Origin of the sequence: Microcoleus sp. BM001215392 (assembly GCF_036700185.1) — a bacterium.
Classification (GTDB): domain Bacteria; phylum Cyanobacteriota; class Cyanobacteriia; order Cyanobacteriales; family Microcoleaceae; genus Microcoleus.
In genome coordinates this window covers 1-16403 of sequence record NZ_JAUBOJ010000134.1, presented here as the reverse complement: position 1 = coordinate 16403, position 16403 = coordinate 1, and the positions used below count along the sequence as shown (strand labels likewise).

At 45.5% G+C, this 16403-nt stretch carries 16 protein-coding genes; 4 read left to right on the top strand and 12 right to left on the bottom strand.

The window, feature by feature from the left end; all coding sequences use genetic code 11:
• Positions 1 to 216: 216 nt before the first annotated feature.
• The 6 genes from QT974_RS16015 to QT974_RS15990 form a co-directional block, all read right to left on the bottom strand.
• On the bottom strand, positions 217 to 1740 hold the full coding sequence (locus QT974_RS16015; RefSeq protein WP_333469450.1) for a Dyp-type peroxidase: 1524 nt from the start codon (positions 1738 to 1740) through the stop codon (positions 217 to 219).
• Positions 1741 to 1745: 5 nt separating this feature from the next.
• Complete coding sequence (locus tag QT974_RS16010) at positions 1746 to 3059, bottom strand: hypothetical protein (protein WP_333469449.1); 1314 nt, start codon at positions 3057 to 3059, stop codon at positions 1746 to 1748.
• Positions 3060 to 3225: 166 nt separating this feature from the next.
• Positions 3226 to 3351, bottom strand: coding sequence for a hypothetical protein (locus tag QT974_RS16005; RefSeq protein ID WP_333469448.1), 126 nt, complete (start codon positions 3349 to 3351; stop codon positions 3226 to 3228).
• A gap of 220 nt (positions 3352 to 3571) precedes the next feature.
• Positions 3572 to 4648: a hypothetical protein gene (locus tag QT974_RS16000; RefSeq protein WP_333469447.1), complete on the bottom strand. Its 1077-nt coding sequence runs from the start codon at positions 4646 to 4648 to the stop codon at positions 3572 to 3574.
• Positions 4649 to 4893: 245 nt separating this feature from the next.
• A complete protein-coding gene (locus tag QT974_RS15995) occupies positions 4894 to 5661 on the bottom strand; it encodes a hypothetical protein (protein ID WP_333469446.1) in 768 nt (255 codons plus the stop codon).
• Between the two features lie 36 nt (positions 5662 to 5697).
• Complete coding sequence (locus tag QT974_RS15990) at positions 5698 to 6486, bottom strand: peptidoglycan recognition protein family protein (protein ID WP_333469445.1); 789 nt, start codon at positions 6484 to 6486, stop codon at positions 5698 to 5700.
• Between the two features lie 415 nt (positions 6487 to 6901).
• On the opposite strand from QT974_RS15990, the gene QT974_RS15985 reads away from it, so the two are divergent.
• Entirely contained in the window at positions 6902 to 8197 is a 1296-nt protein-coding gene (locus QT974_RS15985; RefSeq protein ID WP_333469444.1) for an NB-ARC domain-containing protein, read from the top strand.
• Positions 8198 to 8202: 5 nt separating this feature from the next.
• Here QT974_RS15985 and QT974_RS15980 read toward each other — a convergent pair whose 3' ends face one another.
• Both QT974_RS15980 and QT974_RS15975 read right to left on the bottom strand, forming a co-directional pair.
• Entirely contained in the window at positions 8203 to 8718 is a 516-nt protein-coding gene (locus tag QT974_RS15980) for a methyltransferase family protein (RefSeq protein ID WP_333469443.1), read from the bottom strand.
• A 313-nt stretch (positions 8719 to 9031) separates the two neighbouring features.
• Positions 9032 to 9976 carry an aldo/keto reductase gene (locus QT974_RS15975; protein WP_333469451.1) on the bottom strand — a complete coding sequence of 315 codons (945 nt, stop codon included), beginning with the start codon at positions 9974 to 9976 and terminating at the stop codon, positions 9032 to 9034.
• 150 nt (positions 9977 to 10126) lie between these two features.
• Between QT974_RS15975 and QT974_RS15970 the strand changes: the two genes are divergently transcribed.
• Positions 10127 to 11560 (top strand): BCD family MFS transporter, encoded by a 1434-nt coding sequence (locus tag QT974_RS15970; RefSeq protein WP_333469442.1) that lies wholly within the window; start codon positions 10127 to 10129, stop codon positions 11558 to 11560.
• Between the two features lie 160 nt (positions 11561 to 11720).
• Positions 11721 to 12554 (top strand): inositol monophosphatase family protein, encoded by an 834-nt coding sequence (locus QT974_RS15965; RefSeq protein WP_333469441.1) that lies wholly within the window; start codon positions 11721 to 11723, stop codon positions 12552 to 12554.
• Positions 12555 to 12866: 312 nt separating this feature from the next.
• On the opposite strand, the gene QT974_RS15960 is transcribed toward QT974_RS15965, so the two are convergent.
• Positions 12867 to 13436 carry a PIN domain-containing protein gene (locus tag QT974_RS15960; protein ID WP_333469440.1) on the bottom strand — a complete coding sequence of 190 codons (570 nt, stop codon included), beginning with the start codon at positions 13434 to 13436 and terminating at the stop codon, positions 12867 to 12869.
• Positions 13437 to 13439: 3 nt separating this feature from the next.
• A complete protein-coding gene (locus QT974_RS15955; RefSeq protein WP_333469439.1) occupies positions 13440 to 13910 on the bottom strand; it encodes a helix-turn-helix domain-containing protein in 471 nt (156 codons plus the stop codon).
• Positions 13911 to 14000: 90 nt separating this feature from the next.
• On the opposite strand from QT974_RS15955, the gene QT974_RS15950 reads away from it, so the two are divergent.
• Entirely contained in the window at positions 14001 to 14624 is a 624-nt protein-coding gene (locus QT974_RS15950; RefSeq protein ID WP_333469438.1) for a hypothetical protein, read from the top strand.
• Positions 14625 to 14701: 77 nt separating this feature from the next.
• Here QT974_RS15950 and QT974_RS15945 read toward each other — a convergent pair whose 3' ends face one another.
• Both QT974_RS15945 and QT974_RS15940 read right to left on the bottom strand, forming a co-directional pair.
• Positions 14702 to 15283: an NADPH-dependent FMN reductase gene (locus tag QT974_RS15945; protein ID WP_333469437.1), complete on the bottom strand. Its 582-nt coding sequence runs from the start codon at positions 15281 to 15283 to the stop codon at positions 14702 to 14704.
• A gap of 37 nt (positions 15284 to 15320) precedes the next feature.
• The gene (locus tag QT974_RS15940; RefSeq protein WP_333469436.1) at positions 15321 to 16202 is read right to left on the bottom strand and encodes a ChaN family lipoprotein; all 882 of its coding nucleotides are present in this window, start codon (positions 16200 to 16202) and stop codon (positions 15321 to 15323) included.
• Between the last annotated feature and the right edge of the window lie 201 nt (positions 16203 to 16403).

The window sequence follows — 16403 nt, the reverse complement described above, 5'->3', positions numbered from 1 at the left end:
TGAGAAAAAGTGACCAGTGTAAAGTTCTGTAAATGCGTAAATTGTCGAATTAGGGAAAGGGCGATCGCACTCTTCACCTTCATTTCCCGTTATTTTGTGAGGGGGTGAAGGCGTGAGGTGCGATCGACATCCTAATAGCTAGCAACTCAAAAGATGGGATTGAGAATTGGCTTTGATTACTTTGTCCTAATCGCCTTGACGACTGCTATATTTGGATCATTGAGTCAGAAGTTTTAGAGCTGTTAGGCTTGGCGCAAATAGATAGGCACCCCCAGTAGGTATCACCCAGGTTCTGGGAGTGATTAGTTGCTCTTTGCTAGATGGCCAATCTGCACGGCGTGAAGCTAGCCGCCCATCGGCGGAAAGTGTGAGTCCCACGAGTAAATCGTGCCCTCCTCCACCAGGAATTTCAAATTGGTTCATCCAGTGAGTGTTCAGATTCTCGAACTGGTCGTGGATGTTACGTTGGTACGCCAAAAATAGCAGTCCGCGTGGGTTAAGATTGATTGGATCGTTAGCCGGAAGCTGACGATCGTAGGCGACTCCAAATGGAATACCACGCCGCAGCATTTGCAGATTTTGTGTTTCCTCGGATAGATCGTTTTTCCCATCTCGTGGATTTACTTTGCGAATATGTGCCCAAAAAGGACAGCGTTGTCCTTGGAAATCTGATGTAGTGCCCGTGACTTGTTCCCCGTTATTTAAGGTAATAGAAGGAGTTTCGTTTCCATAGAAAAAATGATTGATTGCTAATGGACTATCTGGCCCCTCTCCTGGACGCATTAGTGGTTGACCATTCTGACGGCGACCGACGATCGTCTCTCGCAAAAAAGAACCATCTATTTGTGAATTACCAAGCTTGTTTGCAAGTTCTAATGCCATTGCATCTGTATCTTCATAGAATGCTGCCACATCCTGCTGAAGTCTGCGGAAAACCAGAAAAGAACCGTTCTTAAAAACATCATGTACTGCTTCGCCTTCGTCGCCTTCAAAGCGGGGAGTACCAACTAGAAATCGTCCAGGCCATACTAAGGGCTGTCCGGGCTTACCAAAATCAAGTCCATTCGCACTAGGCACACCATAACGTGTGGTGATCGGCACTCTCTGACCGGCTTCCTCAAACTCACCATATACCCCAGGTGTTGAAATCCCATCGACAAAACCAAAATGTTCGGTGCTATTGGGTAGATCTTCACCAAACTCCTGATAGACAACTGAAATACCTTTACTTTTTTTGACCAGATTTGCGATCGCAGTTGTCCGCTGACGAATGTCGCGCTTACAAGCAAGAATGACAAGTAAATCAAAGGACTGGGACGACCCACCGACTTTCCAGCGAGATGGGTGTGCGGGTTCAGGACTTCCATCTGCCCGTATTGGTTGCTTTGGGTCTCCCGTACTCAGCCCTGTCATCCCAGCGTCAAATGCTGCATCGACTCCTTTGAGGGTGGCGAAGCCCAGGCGATCGAGTCCTTGTCGCGTTAGGGCAAGGTTGAGCCGTAGAGGATCCTCAGGTTCGGGTCCGACTCCCTGTAAGAAACGCTTGCGGGCTCTGCGCAACCCAAAACCACTACGCATATTTGTCACACCTAAGGGGGATGCAATCAGAACCCGAATCAGTGCCTTGAGAGATATATCATCATTCCCACGAATTGCCAGAAGCAGCAAATCTGCATCAGAATAACCAGGAATAATGTGTCCTTGAATGTCATCTGCATTCAATAAAGGTTGAATTGTCATAAGTATTACTCCATGCGGCCACGGCCCATTAGTCGGCGATCGAAGGGGGATATAGGTTGCGGTTGTCCAAGTTCGGGGAAAGCATTAACCCAACCGTCTGCGCTGCAAGGGTCATTTATCTCTACTTGATCTAACAGACTGCCATCGGCAGCGTTTCCTTTCTTCACACAGCATCGATTAACACAGGAACTAATAGGAGGCTCTGACACGCCCATATTGACGGTTCTGGCATAAATTACCATCGTAATCAATTCAGCTAACTGACCGCCAGAAGTCAGAGGCTCATTAGCAGAACCAACGCGCACATCATCAAGTGTAAGCTGAGAGGTTTCTGGCGGACCAAACTCGGCACGTAATACTCTGCCATCCTTGCCACGTATGATTTTCCACCAATCCGGTATGGCGTTACCGTCTTTATCGGCGACACGGTTGTTATCGAAACGCTGAATGTATAGACCAACAGGATTAGCTAATGTTAATGAAATGCCTCCACGAACAGACAGGTTAACTTGTCTGCCAATCTCTGGATCGCTGTTTCTATTGGGATCGCCAAAATCTGAGCAGCAAGCCAGCCGTCGTCTTTCGGAGACTAAGTTACCACTTCGATCGGCTCTCTGCACCGTAGCTTTGGCCGCCAAGTCGATCTCAGCGCCTAGGGTGTTTGCTGGGTGTGTCAGATGTGCAGCACACTCCTCTAAATTGACAGCATTGTATGGGTTGTAATCACCAATCTTGTAAATCTTTACAGGCTTGCCTAAGCGGTTCTGCCCCCAGACATTTTTATTCCAAGATATTTCAGTCCAATCAACTTTACGTCCAGTAAACTCTTGATAGAGCGCTAGCAATTTATTGCGATCGTTTTCAGCTAGAAACTCCCAATATTCCGGGCCTTCAGCCGTAAAAGCATACTTGACAACTCGTCCACTTTTTTTAATGGGAACCCACTCAAGATACTCATCCTGTTGCCGATATGGTTGTTCAATCGACTGACTCAGTTTTCTATCAGTGAATCCAATAGGTGCTTGACCGCGTATTTCTACCTCCTGAAACTGTTTCGCTCTGTCCTTATTGACGCGAAGCCAAATATTTCTAGGAAAACCATTCCATGGCACTGGAGCTGTTGGGACAGAGTTATCAAGTACGCGATCGATTTCAGAAAAGAAGAGCGACTCTTGTCCCAAGATTGTCCGAAGATTTTTTATTTCACCTTGAAAATAATCCTTAATCAAGTTTGACCATTTTTGTAATAATTCATCCTCTTTGGGGTTGCCTGCAAAGTCGTTTTGCGCGGCTGGTGGATCGTAGCGAAATTTAGCCATGAGTTCTCCTTATTAATTCTTAGAGAATATCAACAACTGAGGACAAGTTGCGTGCCTAACGATTAATTTTACCGCAGTTGCAGTACAAGACAATACTCTTGCCGATCGGCTGATTCCGCACATCTGCGGTTTAACTCTAAACAATCTGAACGGCTTGTCCTCTGCCTTAACTCAAAGAATAAACCAGCTCGATCGCCCGGTCGATAATAAAAAGTGACAAGCTTTTGTAAAGGTTTGTAAATTCCTCAATTGTTGAATTAGGGGAAAGGGCGATCGCACTTGCAGCCTTCATTTCCCGTTATTTTGTGAGGGGGTGAAGGCGTGAGGTGCGATCGGCCTCCGAATAGGTAGCAGTTTGGGCTGCGAAGGGCGATCGAACTGATAGAGCAAATCAGGGCGAGCCTGGAGAGAGATGATACACCAGAAGCAAATTACGCTTGCAACCTAAGGACAGAGTAAGCTTTGTTCCGGTGCAGCAGGCTGCACCGGCAGAGCCTAGCGATCGCAGACTTTTAGATAGGGCCAACTTGCCGAGTGCCGTTGCTTGAACTAGAAAAAGCGCAGAGCAACTCATCATCTGTTTCAACATCAAGGTAATCCAGGGTCTTTTTTGATAAATCTAGAACACGTCCTGTAGAAGTATTTGGGCCCCAGTCAATAGCTCTAACAATAACCGCCTTATTATTTGCTGCGTTAACCACCAATAGATGTCGATTTACCCAAAATAATTTTTGACCGAGGTAGTCCCATCGCATGGCAATATAATAGTCATCTTCTGATAGTCCTCGCCCAAGCTCACCAGTCAAAGCGACAGTTTCATCGGGAGCCATTGTGCGATCTCTAGAACCACCAAACCAAGAAACCTTTCCTTTGATAAATTCCCTATCTGCGTGCCTAACAACTTCGCCAAATAATTCAGTTTCCACACCTATAGCTCTTAGTAAAGTTTTATTTCTCAAGCCTTTTTGAGGAATTGAAAAACCATCTATTTCTAGCCCTGAGTAAAAAGTTGACCAAGAATTTGGTGTGATAATACTTCCATTGAACGGGCCTGGATCTGGAACATTGCCTTTACCAATTCTCTTGCTTAAAAAGTGAGCAATAAGGCTTCCAAGCCATTTAAGGCGCGGCTTTAACCACTCTGCTTGTTCCAAACAACTTATTTCTCCCAGCTCAATAACAAATTCTGCATCTGAGGTGCGAGTATAGCTGAAGCCATAGTATCCTGAAAGATTACTGGTAAAGTTATCTGACATCCATCGAAAAGGCCAGTAATTACTATAAAGAGCTTTCCATTCACTCGCGGCCGCTTTGTCAGTTGGATCGTTGTAGCCAACTGAGGCACCAGTGCGACAAGAGGGATTATCACCATCAAAATGAATAAAGATTGCAACTTTTACATCATAAACACCCTGAAGTGTTGCATCTTCACGAATAACGCTTACTCCTGCGCTTCTCAGAATTTTAGTGGCCTCATCAGCGACAATGGGAGTCCAATCAATTTCATTTCCTAGTGGACCTGTAGCTCCAGTTGCCCCACTTGTGCGTCCTTCATGACCAGCCTGTATAAACACATCGGCGCTTGGCATATTGATTTCCTCGAACAGTTTGAATAGCTTTTGCTCTGGCTTAACTCAAAGAATAAAGCACCCCGATCGCCCTGCCGGTGAGAAAAAGTGACAAACTTTTGTAACGCTTTGTAAGCTGGTAAATTGTCGCTTGCTCTTGAAAGAGCGTTCCCTTCGGGATAGCTTCGCTCGCGCGTACTTGCAATCTTCACTGGTAGGTTCCGGTGCAGCGCGGTTGTTATGCCGCTATTTCACATGGAAACTCACTAAACTGAACCTAAACCCCAATCGACAATTGCGACATACGGGGCAAGAGTTGAATTATCAAACCAACTCACAAATTTTCTCAAACTCTTTAAATCCAAGTCATTGATAATACCAATACAACCAACCGTACCCGGAGCAGAGGCAGAGTTGTTGTCTACGTGAAAACCAATAGCAGATCTGGCTGTTTGGAAGCGACAGGTCATCTCAACCCAGACAGGCCCCAACCCATCTCCATCTTCCGGCCAATCTTTTGTAAAATTCCCTGCTGTGCCACTGGCAAATTCAACTAACTTTGAGATACTAGGTCTTGTTTTTGTCATGGGATCGGGTTTGGGCATACCCAGATCCCAAATTCCCTCAGGTAGAGGTTCGCGGCTGCCTGCTTCACTCTTAGAGGCCAATCGAAACGCCTGACGATCGGGAGCACCCGAAACGGCAGAAACTGAATCAACTTTCCTACTCCCTTCCATTAACGCTACTTCCAGAACTGCAAGTCCATTGGATCGCATCATACCAGTCTTTGTAATGCGGATTTGGCGGCGGGTTGGTGCAGGCGGGGGAGGAAATATCTTCTGATTGGGTTCCGCTGGAGATTTAAGGGAAACGATTAGTTTTCCTGGCGCATCTTCTCCTTGTAACCATGCTAGAGGAAGATCCAATTTGTACTGTTCTGGAGTGGCACGGATCAACGTGAGATCTGCCTTATCCAGATATTCATTTCCATCTATTAAGTACAATGCCTTAGAGGTTAATTTCAGCCAAACCATTAGGTTTCTCCTTTGCAATCAATACTTTAATCGTTCTCAACTTGCCAACTTTTGTGCAACTTCTATTCTTAGTCGATCCAATCGATCGTAAAGCCACTGTCCGGGGCAATCTGTAGGCACAAAGTCTCGATGCCCTTGAATTTGGGAGGGTTCTATGTTGCAGGACTGACACAACGCAGCGCAGATATTTACCAAACTATTCCACTGATCGGAATCCATCGCTTTAGTGGAAAAGTTGCCCTCGCTAGCAACACCTGGGGCGCGATTGCCAGCATCTGTACCTGCATGAGCTCCTCTGACGGCATTCCCCTTAATGGCTTCTTCTAACGATCCAAATCTGCCTTCAACTAGAATTCCGCCAACTGTATTTAAAAAGCTGTACCCAATGTCGCTCCAACCCCTGCCTTTTGGTTCAGGAGCCATGTGGAAGCTTTGAATATCCTTAACAACGGTTTTGGCCTGGTCAATACCACCTGAAGATGGAGGAGTCTCCGTATGATGAATGACAATAAATTTTGGTCGATCGACGAGTTCAAACCGACTTGATGGTACAGATGCGTTCCAATTTGAACGTTTTACTACCTTTGAAAAGATATCATCTGCGTCAAAAATACTTGTAGCCTTACTGGGCTTTTCGGTCGAACCAACATCAATCACAACTACTTTAGGAATATCACTTCCTTCTAACCACTGAGTCGGAACATCCAGGTTGAATTCCTGATTGGCTGGGTCTCCCTGTACTGCTAAATCGACTTTATCCAAATATTGATTAGTCCCTCCTTTCATCAGATATAAGGACTCAGAGGTCATTTTCAACCAACTCATAGTTCATCTCCTATAGTTTTCCTCTTGTTCTCTGCCTTAACTCAAAGAATAAACCCCTCCGATCGCCCTGCCGGTGAGTAAAAGTGACAAGCTTTTGTAAACTTACGTAAATTCCCCGATCGATTTGAGATTGGAGATTTGAGATTCTGGAATTAATCTCATCCCAAATCCGGCTTCAAGATCCCTCTTACTTCTTAGTCGGCGCAGGCCGACTTTGTTTGTGTAGACGCGGTTTCAACCGCCGACTTTATTTGTGTAGACCCGATTTCAACCGCCGACTTTGTTTGACTTTCTGGCGGTTTCAACCGCCGACTATAAAAAGGATTACCTTCCGGTTAATTGAGTAAATTTGTTTTCTATCCTGAATAGCAACCCACACTCATGAAATATCAGTAAATTTATTTAATAAATCGCTATGACAGCACAAGAAGCGATCGCCCTAATCGAGCATCTGTTACAATCTCTTAACAAAAAACACAAACTCAATGACATTCAATCTCTCGTCTTTCTGGAAACTTGGGAAGGACATTCTTATCAAGAAATAGCCGATCGCCTACTTTACGAACACGACTATATTAAACAAGTCGGTTCGCATTTGTGGCAAAATCTTTCTCAAATTATTGGTGAAAAAGTCTCAAAGCACAATCTGCAAGCTGTCTTGCGCCGCTACCAGCACAGCAGCGCACCCGATAACTGCATCCAAGATTGGGGAGAAGCGATCGATATTTCCCACTTTTACAACCGCTTGCAAGAATTAGAAACTTTAGAAACTTGGATTGGTGACAATTCTACCCGCGCGATCGGTATTTTTGGAATTGGCGGTATTGGCAAAACTTCTCTGTCTGTCAAAATCGCCCAGCAAATTCAATCTCAATTTGAATTCGCGATTTGGCGCAGTTTGCAGCAAGCACCAACCTTAGATGTTATCCTCAGCGATATTTTACCAATTTTAATGGGTTCAGAAGCGACAAACAATAACTCTATTTCTGCTCTCATGGAACAGTTGCGCCACAAACGCTGTTTGTTAATTTTCGACAATCTGGAGTCGATTTTGCAAGGGGGAAATCGCAGCGGACAATATCAACAAGGCTATGAAGATTACGGACGGTTATTTGCGCGCATTGCTGACGAATCCCACCAAAGTTGTCTGATTTTAACCGGACGAGAACAACCGGGCGGGTTTGCTGTGCGATCGGGCGAAAATTTACCCGTGCGATCGCTCAAACTCTGCGGCCTTTCACCGCCTGTATGCCAGCAAATTCTTGCGGATAAAGGATTAAAGGCAACACTACTACAAAGTAGAGATATTGTCAACTACTTTGGCGGTAATCCCCTGGCGATCAAAATTGCAGCCACCACGATTAAAAATATTTTTGGCGGTGATATTCAGGCATTTTTAGCGCAAGGAAATACTGTTTTTAGCGATTTGTGGGATTTGCTCGATCGCCAGTTCGATCGCCTGTCTCCCCTGCAACAACAAATCGTGTACTGGTTGGCTATTAATCAAGAAGCAGCGACTCCTGAGAAGCTAAAAGCTGAAATTTTGCCCAAAGTTTCTGGACGGCAACTGATGGAAGCGTTAGAGGCGCTGGCGGAGCGATCGATCATCGAAAATGGGCGATCGCTCAATCAGAGCGGATCGACAAGTTTAATGCTACAGCCTGCGATCGTCGAGTATATTATAGAACGCTTGATTCAAACAGCAATCTAAAACTGTTAATAAATTCCTGGAATTATTTTTTTGACTCGCTGGCGGTATTCTAAATAGTCGGGATATTTTTGGGTTAACCAGGTTTCTTCGCGATTGGCTTTGATGTCAAAAAATATCAGTAAAATTGCTGTGGCTATTAAGTGCGATAAGCTCATTTGCCAAAGTGTCCAGCCGAAAGCTGCTAAAATTAAGCCGCTGTATAATGGATGCCGCACTATTCGGTAAATTCCTGTTTGGACTAATTCTCCGTCTTCTCTGGGATAGGGTAAAGGTGTGAGGTTTTTTCCTAAGTCTATCAATCCTTTGATGATGAAAATTAATCCGATCGAGCTGAGAATACTTGCTAAAAACCAGATCGGATCAAGTAATTCAGTTGATTGAATTTTGAATCCTGGCAGTTGATAAACGGGCAAGATTGTAAATGCCGCGAGCAATCCTCCTTGCAGCAAAACCAAATATTCGCCGCGGCTGTTGTTGCGCCAGCCTTCGCGCGTGAAGCCCCAGTCAGTTAGTATTTTCATAGGAAGAGGAAAGTTCGGCAACGGATTTTTTAGCGGATTTAACGGATGTCATGGATAGAAAAGTTAGATCGTGTCCGGTGAATTGACCGCGATTCCTGTAGGGGCGGGTTCACCAATAATCCATCCCGGAAAACCAGAGTTTTAGTAAACCCGCTCCGACCCAAATATTATGGTCTATCGACCGGACATGATATTAGAAGAGTTCTGGACGCATTAAGCGAAATAAACCGGGTTTTTTACCGAATTTGCAGGGTAAAATCTGTGTATTTGGGTGAAAAAACCCGGTTTATGGCTGTCAGTGCATAAGTTGTATTTATTCTCGCCAAGGACGTGTCATTAGTTCTAGCTGGTAGACTTCATCTTGGCTTAAAGTCCAGCCTAGGGCGCCTGCATTTTCTTGGGCTTGTTTAGCGGTTTTGGCGCCGGGAATTGGGATGACTCCGTTTTGGGCTATCAACCAGTTTAGGGCAACTTGGGCGGGCGTGCGAGATCGCTTTCTCCCCATTTTCCGCAAGGTGGACATGACTAATTCGATTTTTTCGAGGCCATCTTTGCTGAAGCGGGAGTCAAATTTGCGGGCTCCTGTAGGTTCTTCTTGGGCGCTATATTTGCCCGTGAGCAATCCTTGCGCTAAGGGACTGTATGCTAAAATTGTTACTCCCAATTCCCGGGCTGCACTGACAATTCCTTGTTTCTCTACTTGCCGCGACAGCAATGAGTAACGGACTTGATTTGTTGCTAGGGGAACCCCTCTGGCTGCTAATATTTTGTGGGCTTCGCGCATCTGTTCTTCAGAATAGTTGCTGACTCCTACTGCTTGGATTCTGCCTTGTTTGACTTCATCTGCTAAGGCGTTCATCAAGCTTTCTTGACTGAGTAAAAAACTGAATGGCCAGTGTACTTGATAGAGGGCGATTTGTTCTACTTGCAAGCGTTTTAAGCTGGCACTCAAGGCTTCTGAAACTGATTTTCCTGTGAGGCGCCAAGGTACGGGGCCGAATTTGGTGGCTATTTGCACGGGTTGGCTGGTTTTTTTGATAAACTGCCCCAGCAATTCTTCTGACAAGCCGTTACCGTAGACTTCGGCTGTGTCGAAAAAGTTGATTCCGGCATCTAGGGATGTGTTGAATGCTGCTTCTACTTCGGCGGCGCCGTAGTTGCTGCCGTAGTTCCAAAATAGTTTGTCGCCCCAAGCCCAGGTTCCGACGCACAGGGGAATGACGGCTGGGCCGTTTTGTCCTAGGGTGATGGTTGTCACGGTTGGTAAATCCACAGTTATTGATTCTCTTTATTTTTATACGAATTTATACGAATAATCGCGATCGAGCTTCTAGCTGTGGGAATAATGGCGGCCCGTGGCGATATCTCAGTTACTATAAATTCAAATGTTGTGTTTATTTGAAAAGTTATGCCGATCGACCGTTTGCCAGATTCTACATTAACAGATTCCGGAACTCCCGCTATCAAAAGAATTGACCTCGCGACGATGTTCCGCCTGGGCTTGTTTCAGATGGGGCTGGGGATGATGTCGATTTTAACTCTCGGGGTACTCAATCGCGTGATGATTAAGGAGTTGGCGATTCCGGCTACTGTGGTGGCTGGTACCCTGGCGATGCACCAGTTTGTGGCGCCGGCGAGGGTATGGTTCGGACAAATGTCGGATGCTAAGCCTTTGTTCGGCCATCACCGCACGGGTTACGTGTGGATGGGAGGACTGTTATTTGTAATTTCGGCTTTTTTGGCGGTGCAAGTGATGTGGCGCTTGGGCGCTAGTTTAGACGCTGTGGGGTGGACGACTCCGACTTACGGTTGGGTGGGTTTGTTGGGTTTGGTTTTTGCAGTTTACGGTATCGCGATTTGTTCGAGCTCGACTCCTTTTGCTGCTTTGTTGGTGGATGTTTCGGATGAGGAAGATCGATCGAAGTTGGTGGGTGTGGTGTGGTCGATGCTGATGGTTGGTATTATTATCGGGGCGATTGTCAGCAGCGGTTTGTTGAAGCAGATTGATGGGGATGTGCCGCGGGAAGTTTTACAGGCTTCGATTAACGGTTTGTTTGTGAAAGTGCCGGCGCTGGTTTTGCTGTTGGTGGGGATTGGGACTTTTGGGGTTGAGAAAAAGTATTCGCGTTACGGGGCGCGATCGATCGCAGTTAATCGAGAAGATAAAATTACTTTGGGAAGTGCGCTGCGGATTTTGACTGCTAGCCGCCAAACCGGTTTGTTTTTTACTTTCCTGCTGGTGATGACTATTTGTTTGTTTATGCAGGATGCGGTTTTGGAACCCTACGGCGGGGAAATTTTTAAGATGCCGATTTCTGAAAGTACGCGGTTGAATGCTATTTACGGTACTGGTACTCTTATCGGTTTGAGCGCAACTGGTTTTTTAATTGTGCCGCGGATTGGCAAGCAAAATACGATTAGATTGGGTTGTTTGTCGGTGGCGGCTTGTTTTGGCTTGATTATTTTATCGGGATTTACTGGTAATCCGATTGTGTTTAAGTCGGCTTTGATGTGTTTCGGGTTAGCTTCGGGAATTACAACCACGGGGGCGCTGAGTTTGATGTTGGATTTGACGGCTGCGGAAACTGCGGGGACTTTTATCGGGGCGTGGGGTTTGTCGCAGGCGATGGCGCGGGGTTTTGCTACGGTTAGCGGTGGTGCTATTTTGGATTTTGGCAGGACTTTGTTTGGGGTGCCGATGTTGGCTTACGGGTTAGTTTTTACTGTGCCCGCAGTGGGTATGATTTTCGCTGTGTATCTGTTGAGCCGGGTGGATGTTGCGGAATTTCAGGATAATGCTAAAAGTGCGATCGCAACTATCCTTGAAAATGAATTAGACTAATATTTGTTATTTGTTATTTGTTATTTGTTATTTGTTATTTGTTATTTGTTATTTGTTATTATCGGGAGCGCAACCAATAACCAGTAACCAGTAACCAGTAACCAATAACCAGTAACCAGTAACCAGTAACCAATAACCAGTAACCAATAAACAGTAACTAATGAAAGATTTTTGGAAGTCTATTTTAACTTTTTCTCAGACAACTGTCAAGACAATCGGACAGCAGTTTTTGAAAGATTTCGGTTCTGCACAAGCGGATGAGAAAGATGATGGTAGTTTGGTTACGCAGTCTGACAATTGGGCGGATGCGGAGATTAGAAATGCGATCGCACTTGCGTTTCCCACTCACGGGATTTTGAGCGAGGAAGGAGAACACGTTTTACCCGATACAGAATGGTGTTGGGTGGTCGATCCTCTCGATGCTACCACTAATTTTGCTCGGGGAATTCCAATTTGGGGGATTTCTATGGGTTTATTGTATCGCGGAACTCCGGTTTTTGGCTGCGTGCATTTGCCACCTCTGAATCAAACTTTCCACGGTTTTTATGCAGAGAATTTGGCGGACGATCCTGTATTGACAAATATGCCTCAAGGTGCCTTTTTAAACGATCGCCCGATTCGCCCGAGTGCTGATAAATTGAGTGGAAATCATATATTTAATTTGTGTTCCCGCAGTGTGGGGATTGGGGCTCATCTGCCGAGTAAAATTCGGATGTTGGGGATGGCCAGTTACAATTTTTTGATGGTGGCTTCCGGTGTGGCGATGGGAGGAGTTGAAGCGACTCCAAAAATTTGGGATATTGCTGGGAGTTGGGTAATTGTCAAGGCTGCGGGTGCGGTTTGGCTTCCGCTGGAATCTCAGGCGATTTTTCCGCTGACAGTGGGGAAGAATTACGGGAGAGTTTCTTTTCCGACTTTGGTGATGAGTCGCCAGGAGTTGGTGTCGGTGTTTTTGCCGTTTGTTGAAGCTTGGAAGAAGAAGAAAATGGGCTGATATTAATGTCGCCTCGAACCTATTACGAACCTATATTATCGTAGTGGAGCGATCGCCCAAATCGTACCATTTTAAATAAAACTGCATGGCAGGTGTGACGGAGGAGTCTCCCACGCCTGCCGTGCGGTTTGTAACAAGTATAACCGACCGATGACCGATGGTTAAATTATGCTTGTTCTGGTCTACGTGTGCCAATGTGCGATCGGGTGGTTTTCTTTTAGGTCGATCGGGTGATGCGGTACTGCTACAATTGGTGGTATGCTTTTTCCCCGCTATTATCTCTGTTAAATAAATTTTTAGGAGGCGATCGGGCTAATCAGCATAGCACAATTCTCGCATCCGAGTTGCTGAGTGCGGCAGTCCCAATTCTACCAGCGTTTCCAAATACTCATCCGGCGTTTTTGGCGGATTTTTGAGCCTGATTCTTTGTTTCTCGGCTGCATTGCATACACCTTGCCAGTTGAAGTTGAGCAAGCGCAGGATAAACTGATCGGGGTGCAACGGTTCAATATTATATAGTCTGAGTTTGTCAGCCGGAAAATCTCTAAGATTGAAAGTAACGATAAAATCCGCGCGAGAATGAATTGCTGCTGCTAGAACATGGCGATCGTCCGGATCGGGAAGTTCCAAATCTTGTATAATTGTCTCATAGCCTTGCACTAAACAATTTTCAACATTTTCATTCATCAAGTTTTTGGTTCTGGCAAGCTGTTCGGAGGTGATATCCGGACGGTTTAGAAGTACATTTCTCATCCATTCGCTGTGAATTTCTTCTGTCCAACGGGCATCAACTATTTTGCTAGCTGCTAACTGGACGAAGAAGTCCCGCAGCGGTGCAGAATATAAAATGTTAGCATCATAAACAGCAGTGAAAATAGCCATACTTCAATCGTACAAGCCTAGTGCTTCTGATTCAGCTACAAGCTCATCCATCCCTTTCATACTTTTTTCGTCACTCTGCTTTTTATATTTGATTACATCTTCGTAACGTATCCGACGGCAGCTTTGTACCATTTTGTAAGGAATTTCGCCAGCATCTAGTAACTTCCACACATACTCGCGGTCAACATTCAGTATTGTAGCAACCTGCCAGATATCGAGTTCCTCAGTAATGGGAGTCAGCTTGACAGTATTGCCGCTACTTGTCTGTTGCAAAATCGCCAACAGCAGGGGTAATGCTGCGGCTGGGATATCAATTGTTTTCCCCTCTTTTTCGTTTAATATCAATTTGAGGGATTCGCCAGATGAATGATTTTCTAAGTGCGATGCTAAAGCGCGGCTGCTGATTTTAGCAACCGCTGCTTCTGCGGCTGTTGGCAAAACAGGTGCTGAATTTGGATCTCCGGTGAATGTCATGTTAATTTGGGGGTGAGGATAACAGGCAGTCAACTATGATTGTAGCAATTAGAGAATGCGATCGCCAAAATCGAGCAAGGAGGTCAACCTGTGGCATACAGCGATTTTACAACTTTAGCGAAAGTTAGAGAATCTTTTAATTTAACCGTAGAAGAACCTTTAGATTTGTTTGGCGATATCCCGGAGGTACAGCCAAGTTCCTATTTGCAAACTACTTTAACTGAAAACCTGTCCTTAGCTACGGCAATTAATACCGAAAAGGCTCGCGCTGAGTTAATTATTGCCCCAATATTATTGGAAGTCAGGCGGCAATTTGATTTTCAAGTTGGTTTTTTCTCTGGTTCAGAATTCAATGTAGATGTAGAAGCAGGTTTGAACGGCTATTGCGATTATATTCTCACTGCATCAAAGGATTCCTATGAAATTCGCGCCCCCGTCATTACTCTCACAGAGGCTAAGAATGAAAGTATTAAATCTGGTTTGGGCCAGTGTATTGCAGAAATGGTAGCCGCCCAATTATTTAATCAGCGCAGCGGAGAGCAAATTGCCACTATTTATGGGGCTGTGACTACAGGTACTGATTGGAAGTTTCTAAAATTGAATGGCAGTACAATTTATATTGACAAGCGAGACTTTTTTATTAATGAAATTAGTCGGATATTGGGGATTTTAATGATGCCGTTTCAAGGTTTTTATTCTATGAATCGCACTTGATGCAGCCAGCGAAGTAACCGATTCCAGGATAGGGACACAACTATATTGTGTCCCTACTGCAAAATTAATTAATCACCTCACGCGATTAATTTCGACAGCACATTAGACAACTTAGCGCCGAGATTCTCCACAGACTCCTGCTGTTTGGGATCTTTCATCGTACCGTCAGCATTAAATGCTTGAAAAGCTTGGGGAATGGCTTTCTGATCCGGGAGCACGAACACATTAATATTACCCAGGATCGATCGCAAATGCACCAATCCCCGCAAACCGCCAAACCCGCCAGGGGAAGCGCTCATAATTACCGCTACTTTGTCAGTAAATGCCACCAATCCCGGTTCTCCGGGGGCTGGCCGCGATACCCAGTCGATCGCATTTTTCAACAAAGGCGTAATCGAACTGTTATACTCGGGGGAAGCTATCAAAAACCCGTGATGTGCTACCATCAATTCCTTCAACTTCCGGGCATTTTCTGGCATTCCTTCTTTTGCTTCCAAATCTTCATCAAATAGTGGCAGCGGGAAATCGCGCAAATCTACATAAGTAACTTCTGCGCCCGCCGCAATTGCGCCCGCCGCCGCAACTTTTACCAGCAGTTTGTTGTAGGATGCTTCCCGGGTACTGCCGGCAAATGCCAGTATTTTTGGTCTGTTTGTCATGGACTGTTCCCGATTATTGCTTGCGACTAAAATTGTACTATTCCGAGTGCTTCCAAACAAAGTCAGCCATGGGTTTGTCTGCGGACAAAGGAGTATCTGTAGCTGAACTGAATAAAACCGATCGCATTTTTACATTTCCGACTCCCAAACGCCTCTCGACGCGGCTGGGAATGCCGTAACCGTAAATAATATGTCCTGTCCCCGCCAACACCACAACTTGATAATCGGGGTTAGCTTTGACAAATTGGGCGATTTTTTGGGCCATAGTTTCATCCCACAAAACTTGAGCTTGCAAAAATCTTTCAAAGGCCGTACTATTTCCCTGTGCTGCCTTTTGGTGCTGTTGGAAAACTTCGAGCAGCATTTGCCGGTATTCGGCGTTGTCGGTGCGAATTTCGGAAATTGGCGGAATATATTTTTTGTCCTCTGCTGTGAGGCTTTCTAAGCCTTGAGAGGCAACTTTTCTCGTTACTTCCGATGGTGTATTTAAGGCGAGGACTGGTAATTGTTTTTCTTTGGCAAACCGCAAAAATGGGGCGTAATATTCCCAGGGAAAGCGCCATCTGCGATCGTACTCTGTTTGCTCGACTAATTGCTCTTCTGTCAGTTTACCAGCTAAGTAGTTGTCGATCGCACTTTGGAACGGACGCTGAAACATCTCCATCGCGATCGCAATTTTACGATTTTGCCGCTGCATTTCTCGAACAATCTTTAGTTGAGCTTGGTGATCCGCCACGCTGTCGTGGGTTTCTCCTAGATACACGACTTTTGCCTTCACCAACTGTTGCAGAATCTCTTGGTTAGTGTAAGTCTGCTGCGGTTGAGGATTCGCCGTCGGTTCCGCTGTCGCGACACTGCTACAGAGCAGGAAAATGCTCAGCGATAAAGCGCACAGTTTGATGAGTTTGGTTGTTTTCATACAAATATTATCTCTGTTTCTCGCAGCAGCCACCACAGCCGAACTCTACTATTTTTGCTGGGCATCCAGAAAGCTCGCTCCTTAATTTAACTTCACAATTCATCGCCAATATCTCTACCCATAGAAGATTGTCTTCCGTCTTCCTTCTTCCCTCTTCCCGACATCCGTTACATCCGTTACACAATCCGTTGCCGAACTTCC

Excerpts from the sequence above, each read along its gene's own strand:
- QT974_RS16015 (WP_333469450.1), bottom strand. The coding sequence starts at position 1,740 with ATGACAATTCAACCTTTATTGAATGCAGATGACATTCAAGGACACATT.
- QT974_RS16010 (WP_333469449.1), bottom strand. The coding sequence starts at position 3,059 with ATGGCTAAATTTCGCTACGATCCACCAGCCGCGCAAAACGACTTTGCA.
- QT974_RS16005 (WP_333469448.1), bottom strand. The coding sequence starts at position 3,351 with ATGAAGGCTGCAAGTGCGATCGCCCTTTCCCCTAATTCAACAATTGAG.
- QT974_RS16000 (WP_333469447.1), bottom strand. The coding sequence starts at position 4,648 with ATGCCAAGCGCCGATGTGTTTATACAGGCTGGTCATGAAGGACGCACA.
- QT974_RS15995 (WP_333469446.1), bottom strand. The coding sequence starts at position 5,661 with ATGGTTTGGCTGAAATTAACCTCTAAGGCATTGTACTTAATAGATGGA.
- QT974_RS15990 (WP_333469445.1), bottom strand. The coding sequence starts at position 6,486 with ATGAGTTGGTTGAAAATGACCTCTGAGTCCTTATATCTGATGAAAGGA.
- QT974_RS15985 (WP_333469444.1), top strand. The coding sequence starts at position 6,902 with ATGACAGCACAAGAAGCGATCGCCCTAATCGAGCATCTGTTACAATCT.
- QT974_RS15980 (WP_333469443.1), bottom strand. The coding sequence starts at position 8,718 with ATGAAAATACTAACTGACTGGGGCTTCACGCGCGAAGGCTGGCGCAAC.
- QT974_RS15970 (WP_333469442.1), top strand. The coding sequence starts at position 10,127 with ATGCCGATCGACCGTTTGCCAGATTCTACATTAACAGATTCCGGAACT.
- QT974_RS15965 (WP_333469441.1), top strand. The coding sequence starts at position 11,721 with ATGAAAGATTTTTGGAAGTCTATTTTAACTTTTTCTCAGACAACTGTC.
- QT974_RS15960 (WP_333469440.1), bottom strand. The coding sequence starts at position 13,436 with ATGGCTATTTTCACTGCTGTTTATGATGCTAACATTTTATATTCTGCA.
- QT974_RS15955 (WP_333469439.1), bottom strand. The coding sequence starts at position 13,910 with ATGACATTCACCGGAGATCCAAATTCAGCACCTGTTTTGCCAACAGCC.
- QT974_RS15945 (WP_333469437.1), bottom strand. The coding sequence starts at position 15,283 with ATGACAAACAGACCAAAAATACTGGCATTTGCCGGCAGTACCCGGGAA.
- QT974_RS15940 (WP_333469436.1), bottom strand. The coding sequence starts at position 16,202 with ATGAAAACAACCAAACTCATCAAACTGTGCGCTTTATCGCTGAGCATT.